Annotated in this window: 10 protein-coding genes and 3 pseudogenes; 7 read left to right on the top strand and 6 right to left on the bottom strand. The window is 48.3% G+C overall.

The window, feature by feature from the left end; all coding sequences use genetic code 11:
* Positions 1–1,000: 1,000 nt before the first annotated feature.
* On the bottom strand, positions 1,001–1,348 hold the full coding sequence (locus IQ260_RS13115) for a hypothetical protein (RefSeq protein WP_193993559.1): 348 nt from the start codon (positions 1,346–1,348) through the stop codon (positions 1,001–1,003).
* A gap of 581 nt (positions 1,349–1,929) precedes the next feature.
* On the opposite strand from IQ260_RS13115, the gene IQ260_RS13110 reads away from it, so the two are divergent.
* From IQ260_RS13110 to istA (IQ260_RS13095), 4 genes are all read left to right on the top strand, one after another.
* Positions 1,930–2,736, top strand: a complete 807-nt coding sequence (locus IQ260_RS13110; RefSeq protein WP_193993558.1) for a hypothetical protein — start codon at positions 1,930–1,932, stop codon at positions 2,734–2,736.
* 195 nt (positions 2,737–2,931) lie between these two features.
* Entirely contained in the window at positions 2,932–4,935 is a 2,004-nt protein-coding gene (locus tag IQ260_RS13105; RefSeq protein ID WP_193993557.1) for a helix-turn-helix domain-containing protein, read from the top strand.
* Between the two features lie 1,461 nt (positions 4,936–6,396).
* The gene (locus tag IQ260_RS13100; protein WP_193993556.1) at positions 6,397–8,229 is read left to right on the top strand and encodes a hypothetical protein; all 1,833 of its coding nucleotides are present in this window, start codon (positions 6,397–6,399) and stop codon (positions 8,227–8,229) included.
* Between the two features lie 356 nt (positions 8,230–8,585).
* Positions 8,586–9,404 carry an IS21 family transposase gene (gene istA, locus IQ260_RS13095; protein WP_228015974.1) on the top strand — a complete coding sequence of 273 codons (819 nt, stop codon included), beginning with the start codon at positions 8,586–8,588 and terminating at the stop codon, positions 9,402–9,404.
* Between the two features lie 247 nt (positions 9,405–9,651).
* Here istA (IQ260_RS13095) and istB read toward each other — a convergent pair whose 3' ends face one another.
* The 3 genes and pseudogenes from istB to IQ260_RS13080 form a co-directional block, all read right to left on the bottom strand.
* Positions 9,652–10,416 carry an IS21-like element helper ATPase IstB gene (gene istB, locus IQ260_RS13090; protein ID WP_322744950.1) on the bottom strand — a complete coding sequence of 255 codons (765 nt, stop codon included), beginning with the start codon at positions 10,414–10,416 and terminating at the stop codon, positions 9,652–9,654.
* Positions 10,417–10,849: 433 nt separating this feature from the next.
* Positions 10,850–11,902 (bottom strand): annotated as a pseudogene (gene istA / locus IQ260_RS31000) (IS21 family transposase); the annotation flags it as partial.
* A gap of 290 nt (positions 11,903–12,192) precedes the next feature.
* Complete coding sequence (locus IQ260_RS13080; RefSeq protein ID WP_193993553.1) at positions 12,193–12,663, bottom strand: hypothetical protein; 471 nt, start codon at positions 12,661–12,663, stop codon at positions 12,193–12,195.
* A 130-nt stretch (positions 12,664–12,793) separates the two neighbouring features.
* On the opposite strand from IQ260_RS13080, the gene IQ260_RS13075 reads away from it, so the two are divergent.
* Both IQ260_RS13075 and IQ260_RS13070 read left to right on the top strand, forming a co-directional pair.
* Positions 12,794–14,257, top strand: coding sequence for an NF041680 family putative transposase (locus tag IQ260_RS13075; RefSeq protein WP_193993552.1), 1,464 nt, complete (start codon positions 12,794–12,796; stop codon positions 14,255–14,257).
* Positions 14,258–14,426: 169 nt separating this feature from the next.
* Positions 14,427–14,954 (top strand): annotated as a pseudogene (locus tag IQ260_RS13070) (ISAs1 family transposase); the annotation flags it as partial.
* A gap of 195 nt (positions 14,955–15,149) precedes the next feature.
* Here IQ260_RS13070 and IQ260_RS13065 read toward each other — a convergent pair.
* Positions 15,150–16,325 carry a transposase gene (locus tag IQ260_RS13065; protein ID WP_228015965.1) on the bottom strand — a complete coding sequence of 392 codons (1,176 nt, stop codon included), beginning with the start codon at positions 16,323–16,325 and terminating at the stop codon, positions 15,150–15,152.
* 78 nt (positions 16,326–16,403) lie between these two features.
* On the opposite strand from IQ260_RS13065, the gene IQ260_RS13060 reads away from it, so the two are divergent.
* Entirely contained in the window at positions 16,404–16,886 is a 483-nt protein-coding gene (locus tag IQ260_RS13060) for an IS5 family transposase (protein WP_322744951.1), read from the top strand.
* A gap of 18 nt (positions 16,887–16,904) precedes the next feature.
* Here IQ260_RS13060 and IQ260_RS13055 read toward each other — a convergent pair.
* Positions 16,905–17,153: pseudogene (locus IQ260_RS13055) on the bottom strand (ISAzo13-like element transposase-related protein); the annotation flags it as partial.
* Positions 17,154–17,289 lie beyond the last annotated feature (136 nt).

The following is a 17,289-nucleotide window of genomic DNA, read 5'->3' as shown; positions in this document are numbered from 1 at the left end:
CCCAAACCTCGAAAAACACGAAAGGCACGAAAGGCACGAACCAATACCTCCTAAAACGTTGTTAGTGTTCTGATGGAACTATGGCTAGGGCATTACAATGTCCTAATCTTGGAATTTGGAATTGCTGCTACTTGGGTGCAAGATGATAGCTTACTAAAAATCAAAAACTTGAATAATTAAGAGCAAATAGAGATTCTAATCTAGTAACTGTCATCAGCAATCTTACAACAAGAAACCCGCTATGTGTCTCAAGCAATACTACAAATATCTGACACTGCAAAGAGGGTCCTATATGACAATACTATGGAACAAGACTATGCCTTATTTACAGCCAAACTTAGTATTAATACATTTATCGACTTGCCTTCAGGCTATAAAGCCATTTTTTCTCAGAAAAGTCCCAGCCAATCAATCTCAACGTTATTCTCACAACGACGCTTTTGATTTATACACCAAAATTAGATACTCTTTACTACATTCCTATTCGTCATCTTATGTAAGACCGAGATGAACAATTTCTATTGAAAAATTAGCTTAAGACGTCTGGCAGCTAGCTTATTCTTAAGTTAGATTTAACATGAGCTAAATCTAACTTAAGAATAAGCTAAAAATTCAGTTTCAAGATTCACCAGAACCAAGTGAAGTAACAATAGTCATTACTGAAAGTCCGTATAGATCTGCCTAACCAGGTTAAAATTTCCGAGTCTACTTAGACTGTTGTCTCCTGATAAACCTGACCATCCTTACCATTAAAGCAAGCAACGCCCAAGAGTCCACATCACTCTCATAAGCCAAAATCGCCTGAAACCGAAAAAGCGCGCCCTAATCCAGCCTCATACCTGCGATCTCAAAAAGCAGCAACCTCATTATCAAAATTCTTAGGCTGTAAGACAACAACATCCTTCTAGGCGTTTAAGGTGTCCGCGTCTGACCTTGCGTTTTAACTCCGGCAGCTTCATAGCATCAAAGGGTTCAGCATTACCCATAGAGTAACGCGCCCCTAGTCGCCCGAATCACTAAAATTCACCCCAGTCGCCATCGCACCCACATATCGGATAGCCGCCCATCGACCATTAGGCAATCTGTAATAATCTGTGGTGCTATCCCGATAGGCCGGAAAACCAAATTCATTGGAAATAGCGTTATAGCTCTGAGGAAATTGCAGATACAACAGTCGAGTAATATCCGTTTCACTCAGCTCCCCGTCCACACCATAAGGTTGCAAACCTGGCGGCGGCGCTGCAGAAGGCTGTACCGCTTCAACCGATGTGGGGCGCAGAAGTTCTAGTTCTGGGCAGTTAGCGGTTGCGATCGCAATCCACAGCAACCCAACAATATTCCGTGTCATAAAAGCCCCCTTCGCGTCCAATGCCGCATCCGGTGGCCGCAGGCAGCCAACCACAACGCTATGTACGATGCCTGTTCTATAACCGTTCGCTCAACGGTCAAAATAGGTATATCATTCATGGTGCAATCCTTACTTTGCAAGGGTTCTAGCTTCGTTTGCCCGCCGCTCAATTTAGTTCGACGAGTGTTCGAAGATAAAGCCTTTGAACGGTATGGATACCGATTTACCTGCGAGGGCAAGGATGATACCGAATCTATCTGGAGCGTAGAAAAACTTTAGATAGGGTGTCAGAAAACTAGCCACTCATCAGCTGAAACCTTCTCACAACAAGGTCTGAAGGGTGTCAGAAAACTCAGCAGAAACGCTCTAGAATAGGGTGTCAGAAAACTGAGGGCCAATAGCCTCAAACATTTATTTCATAAGCACTTGAGGGTGTCAGAAATCTAAAATTCGTAAGTTCGGCACCTTTACCCAACCTTGTAATATCAAAAACCACTCGCCAGGATTTCTGACACCCCTATTAAAAGTCAGCCCATAATGGGGCTATTCTCCATAATTAATACTTCTGTACAGCCCACACAATGCTCGAATCCGGCCAGGTAGTCCCCATCAAATTTAAGGATCGCGACTTTAGAGCTGTGATCATCGACCCTGACGGACTTGGCCCCGACCGTCCAACCATTGGCGTGGGGTATCGCACCATGAGCCGCCATACCAATGTACCAGCCCAAACCTTTGCCGATAGGGTGTCAGAAATCGAAGGGGTGAACTACCTCAAACTCCCATCTGGCAAGCAGTTTAGGGTGTCAGAAATCAAAGCGAATGATGGTAACACCTACCGGGTGATCGAGGCCTCCGACTGGGTGGAACTGGTCAGCGACTGGGCGAAAAATCCTGGGAAGCTACGGGCAAAGGCTAGAAACGGACTGATCGACTTTCTGGCTTGGTTTGCAGCTGAGGGTCTATATGCTGAGGCTTACACCTTCCTAAAGCAGACCTATACCCGTGAGGACAGCGAACGGATTCAGCAGTGGCTAGTGGCTCGGCAGGCGGGCAAACCAGCAAGAAAGGATTGGGCATACGCCGTCGCTGAACAAGGTGGAAACAATCCCTACAAGTTTGGTAAGTGGACCAACTATGTCTACCGTGGTCTGTTTGGCATGGATGCTAACGAAATAAAGCTCATTTGGGAAGCCCCTGTTTCAGGCTCACGGCATATCGCCCGCAATTATATTCCTGAGACCTTAGGACTAGAAATGGTTGAGTACTGTGAAAAGCTGGTGGCTGTATTTGAACTAGACGATTTGGAAAAGGCCCATGATGAAGCTATTCGCATGACCCAAATGAAATTTAGACAGCGATTAGACTCCGAACGATTAGGTGGGTAAGGCATTACAGAAGTTAGCCTAGCCCACCAAAATTTGGTGGCATAATAGCTAAATCATTTTGACATCCAGCACTTTAAGACCTTTTAGGCGATACCTTAGAGTTTCAAATCGGATGGTGTGCAGCACCCACAACCACTGTTAAACGTAGAGTTCATACGTATCTCTGAAGTCATTTCCCCGTAGCCCTCCTACCCCATGGCCAAGCAAGATAGTCAGACTTCAAGCAGTGTTTATGAGTTGTCCCCCATTCCCCTAGGCAACAAAGGTTACCGCTGGGCAAAACTGATCAATGATGTCTTGACTGCTGACTACCTACAGCAGCTAACCACAGCCATCCAAGAACACTCCAGTCTTCCAGACCTGATCACCCTCCAGCTCTACGAACACCTGGCCAAGATATATAAACACAAAGTAGAGCTGACGGTCGAAAAAGAAGGCATAGACGCCCTCGATCTAAACCAGTCCCATTTCCGTCTTTTGAAAGAAACCGATGGGAAAACAGAACCTCGCCAAAGTGTTGATGTTTGCTTAGATGAGACCTCAATTCAAGACCATCTCAAAGAAGCGCTACTCCTGTTCTTCGAGCGACAAGATTTCCAGGATGAATTTGTTAAAGCCATTGGCTCCAACCTGGTGGTTTGGGCACTGGAAGTAATTGAAGCAGAACGGGAAGAAGACTCTTTAGAGACAATTGACCCTGAACAACTCAAACAGGCGGTTGGTAGCTATATCAACCACCCTGAAGCACCTGAATTTTCAGAAAAGCTCAACATGTTTGGGCAGATTTACTGTCAGGACATCACCCAAATTATTGTTGAAGGACTAAATCTTCCCGGCTGTTCTCTCCAAGACTTAGAACAGCTTCTGGGACTCAGACAGCGTCCTGTCTCCGCCGCCTACACTGACCTTGCTCTGGCCCAGGTCTTCCCAATTCCCACATCAATTCCCATTGCTAGCAGCATCAAGGCGCAGCTGCGCCCCGAGCTATGGCAGCGCAATGAAGATGACCTAGCAGTATTCCAACACCAAAGCAAAAGCAACCCCGCCAATTTTATTGAGCACTACATCACCAACCCAGGCGATATTGCCCTGCTCCCCTGGGAAGCCGCTGAACAGATCATCGACAAGTTTGGCTTTGATACCGTCAAACTGCAGCTGATCTTCGCAGCTAGAACCATGGCCGAAAATGAGCCCTGGAAAAATTCATTTACCCTCAAAGCGACAGATGTGGTTAGTCTGCTCGGATGGGATCGCAACCACAACAGCAGTCTGGCTGAAAAACGTAACACCGTCGCTGCCGCTGCATTTGCCCTCTCTTGTCTAATGGTCAAATCTGTCTGGATTGAAGGCCGAGGCAAACGCAAAGTAGACGCCAGTATGCCCGTCGGTCGGATGTGGGATATTCTGATCGACTCCCATGGCCAAATTGACCTGGCCACCCGCAAAATTGAAAAACCCGAAGAAATTTACATCACCGTCAGTCCTGGCGGCTGGACCAAGCATTTTCTCAATCGGGCCGGAAACCGAGCCAAAGAAGCCCTCCATCAATTTGGCTTTCTCGCCCGAGACATCCTCAAAATTGACCCGTACCATAACGAACTGGCCCTACGGTTAGCCATCCAGCTCACTCTCGATGCCCGCATTCGCGCCAGAAATCAAAATCCCTATGGTTACACTGTTGTACACCTCCTAGAAGAAGTTATTACCAAGACAGATATAAACAACGCCCTCACCGATAAATACAAAGCCCGCGATCTCAGAAAACGCTGGGACAAAGCCCTCACACTACTGACAGAACTGGGCTGGGAAATTGAATACGATCCCGAAACCTATCCAGAGTGGATACGCCCTAACAGCAACACGCCTAAACCACCAGACTGGCGCAAGGTAAAAATCATCGAGCGCCTGATGAGAGCACAGCTGGACATTAAGCCTCCTCATCCAATTCCAGTACTATTGGCCAAACTGAAAAATCCTAAACCCCAAAAGGTTTTGGCCACTGAGCCCATCGCACTGAATGAGCTGACCGGTGAAGTGATTAAAGCTGGTCGTAGAGAACGAGGCTGGTCACGGAAGGAACTGGCTGGTTTTCTGGGAATCAGCGCTGATTATGTTGGCAAACTGGAGCGTGGTGACCGACAGATTACTGATCAACTCGAAACTAGCTTGCGCAAACTTCTAAAACTGGAAAGAGAATGACAACAAACATCACTGCTACCTCTTATAAAGCAATCACTGTCCTACTCTCAAGAACCTAACACCTTTGTCTTACTGAAAGCAGGACTTACGCTCAAAGCTTTGCAGATCAAGCATCTTAAGATAAGACAAGCAAATCCGTATCGGCTCACCTATAGGTCAAAGGGCTAGAATTGCTCGAAAGTTTTGTCTCAATAAGACAGCATTATCCGTATCGACTCACCTGTTAGCAGGGCTGTCTTAACTGCTTGTCTCAATCGCTAAAATTCTCCGTATTCGATCACTTGTCCGTCTTAGTCAAGACAGTGATTGGAGCCGCTAGGGCTAAAGAATATGGGTAAACGTAAAAAATTGCAAGGCAAAGACTGATTTTATCCATATCACCTCACCTCCCAAACGGATTTTGGATTTGAAAAGCCTGCCTATCCTATGACATTTAGCGTTTAAGCCTACCAGCGCAAGCAATTCAGAAATACTCTGAATCAAGGCTATAAACATACACAGCTAAGGCCGCCCACCTGTCTCACTCAAAGACAATTACATCCGTATCTTCTCACTACTCTTCAGATCTAGGCATATCACATCTTACGAACTAATTTTTACGTTTTCTTAGCAAGACAGTCTTATCCTTATACCATCACCTCAATCTCTCGAATCAACGTAAAAGTTAGGATTCAAAGCAGTTTTACATATCCAGCAACTCAGATAAAAAAGAGACAATTTCATCCGTATACAGTCACCAGTCTTTGACTACCAGCAGAATAGAGGGATTTAAGTTTGTCTCAAGTTTTAAGACAGTCTTATCCGTATATAGTCACTACTTTATCTACCGAAGATCTCATATTTCTTATAGGACAGTATTTACAGCTATTCTTTATCAGTTCTACGGACTGTATTGAGCCCTAAATTTGGAAACCACATAAGACACATATCTCCGTATTAAATCACCTATATATCAGCAGAATGCTGCTGTGCTTTTAGTGGTTTAGAAGCTCTCAAAACACTTACATATAAGGACTTCATACAGTCGACTTGAATTGCACACTCGTAAGAGAACAAAAGCTCGATTGAGAAAATACAGTCTTGTCTTATCTAAAAAAAATGAGTAAATTGGCTTCAAATCATTTCACAATAAGGATTACAGAGTAAGACAAGTAGGTCCCAATTTACTCACCGATGTCTCCTAATCGAGTCTCTTTCTATCCGTGCACTATCACCTTGACTCTATAGAAGCCCTATCTAGAAAGGGTTTCAGAAATATAAGACAACTAATAAGTTTTAACTAAAGATCGTCTAATAGTTAACCTGTACTATCACCTGCGATAATTTCGTCTCAGTTCTACTGTGATGTATTCGGGTGATTGGTCTAGTGCAAAGTTATCTCATTTATGCTGACCATCAACCACCCGCCCAAAGGGGAGGTGGTTGATCATAGTTGCAGCTGCCTTCCATCCATTTAAATACGTGCAAGAACGAAACAATCGGTTTCTTGCACTATTTCCCCATCGCCACGATTACATCTATGCGAACCATCCATCACCGGGTAAACGCCCCCAATGGCAAACGGAAAGTCGGCATCCATTATCAGACCGACTGATTGAGCAGGGTACCTATCTATATGGTGTGCGGTTTGGTAAGGAAACCCAGTACGCCATGCTCGATATTGATATTGGTAGCGCGTACCATCCCAGGCGAGATCCCATTGCATTTCAAAAACTGACCGAGGCGTTGGAACCATTAGGTCTGGTTTCAGCAATTACCTGCACCTCATCTGATAGTCAGGGCTTGCATCTGTACTTTCCATTTTTAGAATCGCTGACAGCTTGGGAAGTGGGAAGTGGAGTCACCTTGCTTCTGGAAAGCCAAGGTTTTAAGGTCACACCTGGTCAGCTTGAAGTCTTTCCCAATGCTCGGTTGTACACCATCGAAAGTACTCCGAACTTATTCAACGCCCACCGGCTACCGCTACAGCGTGGGTCGTACCTACTTAATAATGATTTAGAACCAATCTGGACTGAGCAGACTACCTTTGTCGAACAGTGGAAACAATGCCAGAGCCGCAACAACCTGAGCAATGAGACACTGCAGCAGATCATTAGACAGAAAAAACGGCGGAGCTATCGTCTATCGAATAAAGCCAACAAGTTTCTAAATGATCTCAACGCAGAAATTGAGCAAGGTTGGACCGATCATGGACAAACAAACCGATTGCTAGGCCGGATCACCATGCGCACCTATATATTTCACCATGTGATGTATGGTGGTGAACCGCTAACTAGTGACAGCCTCATCAAAGAAGTTCTAACCGTAGCTAAAGCATTACCAGGCTATGAGCTGTGGTGTCGTCATCAGCATGAAATCGAAGATCGTGTTTCAGAGTGGGTCAGCTGCATCGAGAAAAGCCACTACTTTCACTACGGAGAGCAGTTTGGAAAATATAAGTCTAAAAAAGAGAAGGCAGAATCTAAAAATGCTGAACCCAGCTGGAATCAACAGCAGAGTCAAAAAACCAAGGACAAGATTCAAGCTGGCCTTAAAGAACTATCAGATAAAAATGAGCTTCCAGAACAGGCAACTGCCAGATTTAATGCCCTCCGAAAATTTGGAATTGGGGGTGGGTCGCTATATCGCTACAAAGAACTTTGGCATCCGCTCTTACAGGAAAAATCCCCCCAGACCCCCCAACTTAATAATGAATCTGGACAGTTTGGCCACGCTAACGCACCAAACTGTCACAGCTCCACAAGCTTATTACAAGGGATAGATGGTAATCATAATAAAACCAATGGTTCTGGCGATCTGAAATCTGTTGCACCGCAGCCAGAGGGTGGTAATTCCCATCGAGAAGAGATTCAGAGCATCCGAGAGATGTTGTCCAAGGCTCAGGTCGCTGTCGATTTGCAGGCCGCTCGGGAGGTTATAGAGGCTGAGGAGGTGTTGGCTCAAAAGTCTAGGGCAGCTCACCTACAGCAGATGGCTTATTGGCTAACGTTGGATGATCCGATTTTGATGGCGGAGGCCCTGGCATGGCTACGGCAACAGCCTACTGAGCTATGTGCTGAGTTATTAGTTACGGAGCTGTCAGATGGGCGGCAGCAGTCGTTAGAGACGATTGTAGAGATAGTAGAGCAGCTACAGCGATTGGATTGGGGACCGGGAAGGATTCAGGAGGAGTTGCGAAGCTTCTTCGAAGCGGCTTCGCCAACGCAATTTTCCACATCCTCCCTTGCCCATCTCACTGCTGACCAACGACAACAGTGGCTATTTTATTTGCGATCTCATCCTGACATCGGATAAAGGGATAGCTCAGATCTTGCACCATTCTTGATAAGCTCTGTCAGGCCTTGATTTGATGACAATATCAAAGCCATAATGAGCGGCGATATCAGCCGTATGCTCGATGTGTCTAAGCAGTTGAGCCCAGAGTATAGAGGGCAACAGTTTTTTCAGGGTTAACTTGGCAGTGGCCTTCCAATCTAAGACCGGTGGCCAAGCCCATAGGTCAACCCAATGGTGTGAATTCCGGAAATTATGGCCGGAGTGATTCCGGAAATTATGGCCGCTGACAGGGGACTCATGAAACCGTTAAATTGCCTTCTTGGCAGTACAGGCATGAGCCCCCCATGCACATGTTCAGAAACCAGGAGCGGTATATGGTTCAGCAACTCAGAAAGGCAGACGTGCCCGTGGACAAAGTAAGTGAACTAACGGGTGTCAGTGAGCGGAGTATTCGTCGGATTGTCCAAGAACCGGAGGTGACGAGTAGTGAGGGTAAACCATCCGGGAAAGGTCAAGGCGTGGGCCGTCCGAGCGACGTATTGAAGTACGAATCGCAGGTCCGCGAGTGGTTAACCGAAGAGCGAGATCCGGTCGATGGTCCGATGAAAAGCCGGGAAGTGTTGGTCCGTCTACGTCAAGCGGGTTACACGGGTGGCAAGACAGCAGTTTATGAGCTAGTCAAACGGTTGCGACCGCCGAAGCAAAAGGTTCCTCTGGTGAGATTTGAGGGTCTACCCGGCGAGTTTTCGCAGCATGATTTCGGTCAACGCCGGGTGCAGTATGCCGATGGCCGCATTGAGGTGGTGAAGTTCTTTGCCTCACGTCTGAAGTACTCCCGGTATGTGGATGTGCAGGTGGTGGCCAATGAACAACAAGAAACGGTAGTCCGGTGTTTGCTCAAATCGTTTGAGACCTTTGGCGGAGTGCCGCTGATGGGGGTGTTCGACAACATGAGTAGTGCGGTGAAGTCGCGAGAGATGTTGGCCGATGGCACGGTCAAGGTGCATTGGACCGACCGCTTTGCTCAAGTGTGTATGGATTGTGGATTAATCCCCTTGGCCTGTTGGCCCTACCGGCCGCAGCAGAAAGGGTCGGTAGAAAATCTAGTGGGCTTTGTTAAAGGGAATTTCTTCTGTGGGCGGCAGTTCAACGACCGAGATGACCTCATCGAGCAACTACACGGCTGGGTGTGAAATGTCAATTAGATAGACCAGTCAAATAGGATTACATTTCAGTCAATTTTTTCAGATCCAGAGAAGTATACAGGTGATATTTTTCCAGTCATTCTCAACAGAGGTTTGGTGCCGTTAACTTGGAGGAGATCGCGCCAGGTCGTCAACGACAACTATCAGAATTTTAGGCATTGTAAATTGAACGATCTGCATGAGAAAAGATCGCTTTAGGCAGACTAAGAGCATCTATGACGGTTAAGCGAATCCCTTAACCCGAGGAGGCTTGAGTCGTCTTGGTTTGCGATGTGGCCGAGCGTTGAGCAGCCGCTTGTTTACGAAAACTCTGAGCCTGGAACTCAAGAATGGTGGCATGATGGACTAATCGGTCAATTGCTGCGACCGTCATCATCGAGTCAGGAAAGATCGTATCCCACTGGCTAAAGGGTTGATTAGCCGAGATCATCAAACTCTTGCGTTCATAGCGATGAGCAATCAGCTCAAAGAGGACCGAGGTTTCAACATCCGATTTTTTAACATAGCCAAGATCGTCAATGATCAAGAGATCGTAGCGGTCAAGTTTGGCCAGCAAGGCCTGCAGTTCAAGTTGGAGTTTGGCCAACTGTAACTGTTGGACCAAGGCGGTGGCAGAAAAAAACTTAACCCGTTTGCCTAGTTGAACGATGGAGAGGCCCAACGCGGCACAGACATGTGTTTTCCCTGTACCACTGGGACCAAATAACAAAATATTAGAGGCCGCGTCAAGCCAGTCAGTAGTTTGGGCCAGGGCCATGATAGCCGCCGGATTGAGCGAGGGCAGGTGCTCAAACTCAAAGTTGGTCCAAGACTTTGCGAAAGGTAGCTGCGCTTCGGCTAGAGCGCGGGAGATTCGGTTTTGTTCTCGGCGAGAGGCTTCGCCCTGGGCCAAAGCCAATAGGAACTGGGCGTAAGACCAATGCTCTTGGGTGGCTTGGTGTTCCAGGGTTTGCCACTGGTCGAGGAAGTGTTTGAGTTTGAGCTGTTTGAGGGTGCTCATCAGGGTCTGATAGGGCACCTCCTGGGGAATGGTTGAGGAGTTGGTCATAATCCGATAAATCGTGTTGAACTGAGGTGATGGTCGGACATTGGTCGGTTGTCAGGGTGGCGTCAAAGGCCCGCTGTAGGCCGGACAAGGAAAGGGTGCCCTGCTTCAAGTGAGTTTGTAGGTACTCTGCGACCTCAGACTCTTTGTCTTGGGTGGCGGACAGATACAGGGCTTCCGTGATCAATCGAGCAGCTTTATCAGGCTCAACGGATGTTTTGAGCGTGGTCCAGATTGCCTGCCATTGGTCATTGGGTAATAGGTCGGCTTGCCATTGGCAGTAGAGAAAAGCCCGAGGCTTGCGCCGGAGACTTTCGACCACATGCCGATAATCAATACTGCGCGCCCGTCGGATCTTCTCACTGCCATGGACATGCACTCGTTCCAGTTCAACCACCTCAGTGGTGCCTAGAAAGCCGACGATACGGTCATGATAGAGGTGCAGGGTTAACCGCTGACCAATTAGCCGAGACGGCACCGTATACAAGATGCAACGGACATTGATGGTGCTGTGGACACTGACTTTAGCACTGCGCACTTCATAGTCGGGGGTGCGATAACGCGGCAGTGTCTGTAAATAGGGTTGCTCGATGGCAAACTTCTTTTGACACTTCCCGTTCAGCTTGGCAATCACGGTCTCGATGAAGTTCTGGTAGTGAGCCACCGTTTCAAACTCAAAACTGCCCCGTCGATACAAGGCTTGACACAGGCGGCGTTTGAAATAGCCATGGGGAGATTCAATGCTGCCGTTCTCATGGGCCACCCCGGTATTGTTGCGCGTCGCTTCCATCCGGTAATGGTCACACACACTCGCATACAGCTGCGTCAATTGCGGGTTGCGGCCTCCTGTATTGCGATAGGCTGCACTTAAGCTATCGGTCCGATGGGTTTTGGGCACTCCACCGCAGGCATGAAGCGCATTTTGGAGCCCTTGAGATAGACCGATAAAGCTCTCTCCGCCTTGGATTACCTGCACATATTGCCAGCCACTATAGGCCAATCGGTAATGATAGAGCAGATGATGAAACGCTTTTCCCCCTATCGTGACGGTGACCCCTTTCAGATGAGTGAAGTCCGATAGTCCCATCTCACCCGGCTCATGGCGGATCTTAAACATCACTTCTTTGGCTTTTCCATGAAGCGCTTTCCATTTGGATACTCGCCGTTGTACTGTCCTGAGTTTGTCATCATATTGCCCCGGATGAAGGTTTTGGAGAATCTCAAATAGGGTCGTCGCTTCTAGTCTCGGTTCCGCTTCTAGTCTTGGCCTGAGTTCCTTTTCCCATAATCCATCAAGGGGATCCCGACGGGTCTTCCAGTCCCTCGGTCGGCCTCGATTCGGCCGAGGGGTTCCACTCTCAATGCGGCGTGCTGTTCGTTCTGATATCCCGGCTTTGACTGATGATGCCCGTTGGCTCAGTCCTTTTTGCTTCGATTCCATATACAGCTCCACTTGTTTCGGGTAAATTGCTGCTGGCACTAGATGACTCTTTGGATTAGAGATGTACACATCTAGTGTCTTTCTTTATTGACTCGTAATGGTTCTGGCGAATGCGGTGAAAGCCTTGATGCTGATCTTGATCGCTTGATCTGATGCTCGCGGTCTATGTAGTTGACAGTGAGGGGGATTAGCGGTCTATCTAATTGTCACCCCATAACCGGTATCGGTATCGGCGGCCGCATTTGCACGGGCCACATGCTTGAAAATCGCATCGGTCTCTGGAAGCTTCTTCAATGGCTTCGCTTTGAGGGTTTACGAAGACGATAGCCGAGGCGATTTAACAACCGCCCAATCGCTTGGCGAGAGGGTAAGACATCATCGCGGTATCCTTTTTTCGTGATCAAGGCATCACGCACCGCTTGGGCACTTACTTTGAGATATCGAAATTCGCTGCCAAACGTGGGGTCAACTTGAGCGTCTCCCTCCACAATCGCTCGAATATCCTCCGCTAAGGACGGCAGAATTTCCTCTATTTTTTTGCGACCTCGCGCTTGATAATTGTCTTGATACGGGATACCTGTTCTCAGGCTATTCAACCCACGTTGAACGCTTCTACGGTCCCAGCCCATGGTCGCTTCTGTCTTACGAGCTGACCCATCAAAGTAGTCCAACGCCACCTGAGCGGTAAATTCCCGCTTCTTTTGGCCCGTCAATTTTCCCGCAGCATCCTTGAACGTCGCTTTGATTTGGTCAGTCAGCATGAAGTCAGAGCATCCTGGAGGGACATCTGAACTACTTTAATTGGACTTTGTACAAAATTGGCGAAAGGGATGTACTAGGAAACGGCAATAGGCGATAAAGAGCACAAATAAACACGCTCGGCCTATTGCCATGACTACCCCGGATCTTATCAATCAACTCGTCCAATTTCGGAAGCAGATTTACGCGAGTTTCAACCAACGTTCCGACAGTGTGATGGATTTGTTGGATGCACTCTGTGCCAATACCAGTGCCAATTCAGTTGTGGAGTTAAGTCTTAATCCATTATTTCGTCGAGAGCATGGAGCGTTATATGGGGCCATTGGAGCGTTGTCCACCAGCCGCGATGCGGTAACGGCCCCAGACCAGCTGGAAGAGAGTCCGCCGCAAACCCGTTTTCCAGAGGCTTGGGTCAAAGCGATTGCGGGTGTGATTCCGGCTCCAGAGCATCGAGATTACTGGTTATTTGGGGTCGATGTGACTGCCGTAAGCCGCCCCCATGCAGTGACCCTGAAAGATCGTGAATCGGTGTACAAACCGACCGTCATTCAGGGACAAAAGCCGATCACCTTGGGCCATAACTATTCGCTAATGTCCGCCATTCCAGAAGCCGAGGTCGCGGAGGGGCGTAGTTGGCTCGTCCCAGTGAGTGTAGAACGGGTCACGAGTTTTGAGAGCAAGACTGGGGTGGGTCAACATCAGGTAGAGCGGCTGCTCAATGACAAGACGTTGCCCTGGTATCAAGACCGCTGCGTTCTGGTGGTTGATAGTGATTATAGCCATCGTCGTTTTCTCTATCCCTTCAGTACGCAGGAGAATCGAGTTATTGTCACACGGGCTCGGGCCAATCGGGTCTTCTATCGCTTACCTCAGACGTCTCCTGATCAGCGGCGGGGGCACCCTCGTTGGTATGGGGCGCGTTTCGATCTCAAAGATGACACCACCTGGGGGACCCCTGACCAAACAACCACGTTTGCGACCACTACCACGAACGGTCACGGTCGCACGGTGACCCTAACCGGCTGGCAGAATCTGTTGATGAGAGGGTCAAAAGCACACCCGATGCATGCCCATCCGTTTGATCTGCTCCAAGTACAGATCACGGATTCCACTGGACAGCGGGTTTTCAAGCCCCAATGGTTACTGGTCTTTGGCCAATCTCGTAGGCAGCTCAGTGCCCAACAAGCCTACCAATCCTATCGCGAGCGGTTCACCCTCGAACATGGGATTCGTTTCGGCAAGCAGCATCTGATGATGACCCAGCTCCAAACACCGCAGGTGACTCAGGAGGAAACCTGGGTGCAATTCTCCTGGTTAGCCTATGTACAGTTGTGGGTCGCCCGTTTGTTGACTCAGAGATTGCCGCAGCCTTGGCAGCGATTTTTACCCACCTACAAGCAACACCACATCACCCCCTCCATGGTTCAGCGAGACTTCTCTCGAATTATTCAGCAGATTGGCACCCCGGCCGCTGAGGCCAAACCCCGAGGTAAATCCCCAGGTCGCTCTGCAGGAAACACTTTAGACCCTCGTCCACGACGTCCCATCATCAAACGGGGACGCGCTAGGCGGAAAAAGGAGAAAAAAGCCGTCTAACTTCGCTCAGGTTCACTCACGGTGCTTGGCCACAATACGCTCTGCGCTCTGCAGAGACAGATACCCCTGCTCACACGTTTTTGTTAAAAGTCCAATACTTTAATATACAGGTAGACTATTTAAGTGCAGCCGCCTTAGTCCATCGGGATCCCTTCTAACGCATTTTGGAACACTCGAAGACCCACGAACACCTTACCTGGTGGAGCATTCACTATTGGATATTGTAGTGTTGACAATCTGCGCGGTTATCTGTGGCGCTGAGACCTGGGAAGACATAGAAGCCTATGGCTATAGTAAATTGACCTGGCTCAAAACGTTTCTGAGGTTGCCTCATGGGATACCGTCTCACGACACGATTGCCCGAGTGTTTGCCTTGCTAGAGTCGACTCAACTGCAAGAGTGCTTTGTCAGTTGGGTGAAGAGTATTGCTGAGCTGAGCTTAGGCGAGGTGGTCTCCCTCGACGGCAAGAGTGCTCGTCATTCATCCGACAAGGGTGCGGGTAAAGAGGCCATTCATATGGTCAGTGCCTGGGCGAGCGAGAATCAGCTCGTACTCGGTCAAGTCAAAGTCGCCGACAAGTCCAACGAGATTACTGCCATTCCCAAGTTGCTCAATATCCTGGATGTCTCAGGATGTATTGTCACCATTGATGCCATGGGTGCACAAACCGAGATTGCCCAACAGATCATCGACTAAGAATGAGTTCGTAAATTAATGTAAAGGAGCAAATAGCCCACCGTTCGAGCCTATATAACCAGTAGTGTTGTGAGGACTGGATAAGGTTATGAGCCATCTTCCCTATCCCTCAGATTTACGCGATGACGAGTGGGATTTGATATTAAGCCATTAATTCCTGTGCATCAGGGTGTCGGTCATCCTCAAGAAGTCAACTCAGATCTTGCACCATTCTTGATAAGCCCAGTCAGGCAATGAGTGAATACCAATCTCAAACCCAAACTGGGCTGCGATATCAGCGCTATTTTGGAGATAGTTAAGTAGCGAAAACCAATAGACAGAGGGGACTAGCTTCTTTCGAGCTATCTGACAGGAGACTTTCCAATCGAGGACAGGAAACCAGGCCCATCGGTCCATCCAATGCGCTAACAGATAAGCAAGCAGCGACAGGATTAGCCATCGATAGACTCCTAATTTGGTCCCTTGACCAAAACAGTGCAACCCAAACTGATGCTTAGCGGTTTTGAAAAATCCCTCAATTGCCCAGCGTTTGCACCCTAAGCGAATGAGGTAGGTCCCTGAATACGGATAGGTAGAGACAACAAACCGTAACTCCCGTTTACCATCCGCGCGTTTGAGCCAAAACCACGATAGGGTCACCGGGTCATCGATATCGGTTAAGCTGACCTGCAGTCCCCGCTTGGCTTGGCGATAGAGGTCTTTAATCGAGCGACCATCTTTCAGGGTCCGATTCGCACGCATGCCGACTACCCCTCGCCAAGACCGTTGGCGAACCGCGTTGAGAAACTCAACCGTGCCAAACTCCGTATCCCCTTGTACGATGACACACCGTCCCTGAACCAATCGCTTGGGCACTGTCGCGAGTAATTTACAGGCTAGCTGAGCTGGACTGGGGTATCCTTTGCCTCGCCATACCCGAAAGCTCCAGGGCACTCGCCACTCACCCACGACTAGATACAGGATAACGACATGTAATCCCCGTTTAGCATTGAGGATGCGCACCCAAGGGTCAGGCTCATGGGCACTATCGGTTGAGGTACTCAGATGCTTAAACTGACCGCTCTTTTCTAAGGTCGTCAGGTCCACTAATAGGCGAATAGGAACACTCGGATGCGGAGGGTGCTTCGCAATCTGCTCCACAATAGCCTGACGGACGGCCCGAATCACCTGACGAGTTGACCACCCATAACGATTGAGAAAGCGGCTTAATGAACTCGCTGATTTCACCGGGGTATGCTGGGGCAACGCATGGCCTTGAGTCTCTAAAAACAGACCTAGCAGAGCATTGAAACTGGCTTTTTGATACACACTGGGCATCAGTTCGAGCAGCGTATACACTAGCTCTTGGGCGTGTTGAAGAATCGTTTGCATAACCGGTTTTTCTGTTTGGTTACGCCCGTTTTTTCAAATTTTTGCCAATTTGGCAAGCCTTATTGAGAGTGGTGCAAGATCTCAGTCAACTTACGAGAGATCGTCAATGCTATTTTGTATTGGGCCGATAACGGTATCAAATGGCGTGCAATGCCTCATGATCTGCCCAACTGGTCAACTGTCTACGACTATTATCGTCGTTGGGTAAAGACGGGCTTGTGGGAACAAATGAATGAGCACTTGGTAAAGTTAGTAAGACTCGCAGAGGGACGAGATGAGCAACCGAGTTTGACGAGCATCGATAGTCAATCCGTGAGGACCTCAGAGAACAAAGGACCTGAGCAAGGGGTTGATGGGCATCAGCGCGTCAAAGGTCGTAAGCGTCATATCGTGGTTGACACCCTAGGCATGGTGTTGAATTGCTTTGTTAGTGCGGCCAATATGGCAGATGTCAAGGCTGCTGTGGTGGTATTAGAGCCTGTGTTAGAGGCGTATGTGAGACTGGAGAAAGTGCTAGCTGACCAAGCGTACAAAGGAGGGTTAGGGACTGCGCAAAAATAACTTGAACAGTTATTTTTGTTATGAGGGACGTATTTGATAATTCCATTCACCATGAAAAGAGTTGCGTTCAATTGAGATAGAATTGAACTGCTCATCACTCACTTGAATGCCTGTGGGGTAGTTCCCTTCATCAAGCACAGCATTGACCTTAAGTCCTGCAGTCATCTTGGTATTAGCAATTAAGTTGACCACCACTTCGCGACTCACGAGAGGTCGACTGCGCCAATTCTCAGTAATTTGAGAAAACAAACGATGTTCAATCTTATTTCATTTACTCTCACGGTTCGCTAGAAAATATAGGAGAATAGCGAATAGCGTAATAATGCCCAAAATCGTATCCCAGCCAAGCAATGGCCCAGTTGATCAGTAACGAACGCGTCGATGATATCCCACTGCTATTAAG

The organism is Leptolyngbya cf. ectocarpi LEGE 11479 (genome assembly GCF_015207065.1).
GTDB lineage: Bacteria > Cyanobacteriota > Cyanobacteriia > Phormidesmidales > Phormidesmidaceae > Leptothoe > Leptothoe ectocarpi.
The sequence above is the reverse complement of the archived record's forward strand: the minus strand, read 5'-3'. Positions and strand labels throughout refer to the sequence as shown.